Source organism: Actinomadura verrucosospora, assembly GCF_039540335.1.
Classification (GTDB): domain Bacteria; phylum Actinomycetota; class Actinomycetes; order Streptosporangiales; family Streptosporangiaceae; genus Spirillospora; species Spirillospora verrucosospora.
This window is the reverse complement of record NZ_BAABEV010000112.1, coordinates 1-700: the sequence shown is the minus strand read 5'-3', so window position 1 is coordinate 700 and position 700 is coordinate 1. Positions and strand designations below refer to the sequence as shown.

Below are 700 nucleotides of genomic sequence, written 5' to 3'. Positions count from 1 at the left end.
GATGATATTATTGAATTACGATAAAACTAAACGCGCCCTGAAGGACTTGAACCCTCGACATCAGGTTTTGGAGACCTGCGTTCTACCAACTGAACTAAAGGCGCATATGAAATTAGTAAACTGTAGAAATAGACTACCTTAAATATTGGCCTGGATAGCATATGTAAATTTAGTATACAACAAAACTACTAGATGTAAATAGCTTATCTTTTATTAATTAAATAATATGTCTCATACAATTGAAACAGAAAAATGTATTGGAGTTCCTGAATGCGTGGAAGCTTGCCCCGTAGCTTGTATTCATCAAGGAAAGGGGAAAAACAATAATAACACTAATTGGTATTGGATTGACTTTTCTGCCTGTATTGATTGTAGTATTTGTGTTCAGGTCTGTCCTACACAAGGAGCTATTTTAGATAGAGAAGAACCAACTTTACAAAAGTCATCTTAATAAACTTATCAGCTAGCTTTTAAGAGCTATTAAATAAACTATAAATTTTTATGCTTAATTTTAAAACAGAAAATACAAAATACTCACTAGAAGAATATACAAGATATTCTAAGCATTTAGTATTGCCACAAATTCAATTAGAAGGACAAGAAAGATTAAAAGAAGCAAAAGTTTTATTCATTGGTGCTGGTGGGCTAGGATCTCCAGGAATCATTTACCTTGCTGCTGCAGGAATTGGCAGCATTGGAA

At 33.1% G+C, this 700-nt stretch carries 2 protein-coding genes and 1 tRNA gene; 2 read left to right on the top strand and 1 reads right to left on the bottom strand.

From position 1 onward, the window contains the following. Positions 1 to 31 precede the first annotated feature (31 nt). A tRNA-Trp gene (locus ABD944_RS42165) sits at positions 32 to 104 on the bottom strand. Between the two features lie 122 nt (positions 105 to 226). Between ABD944_RS42165 and ABD944_RS42160 the strand changes: the two genes are divergently transcribed. Then, the gene (locus ABD944_RS42160) at positions 227 to 451 is read left to right on the top strand and encodes a ferredoxin family protein (RefSeq protein ID WP_345187884.1); all 225 of its coding nucleotides are present in this window, start codon (positions 227 to 229) and stop codon (positions 449 to 451) included. Between the two features lie 50 nt (positions 452 to 501). Continuing rightward, a partial coding sequence (locus ABD944_RS42155) for a ThiF family adenylyltransferase (protein WP_345187882.1) occupies positions 502 to 700 on the top strand: 199 nt, incomplete at its 3' end.

Excerpts from the sequence above, each read along its gene's own strand:
- ABD944_RS42160 (WP_345187884.1), top strand. The coding sequence starts at position 227 with ATGTCTCATACAATTGAAACAGAAAAATGTATTGGAGTTCCTGAATGC.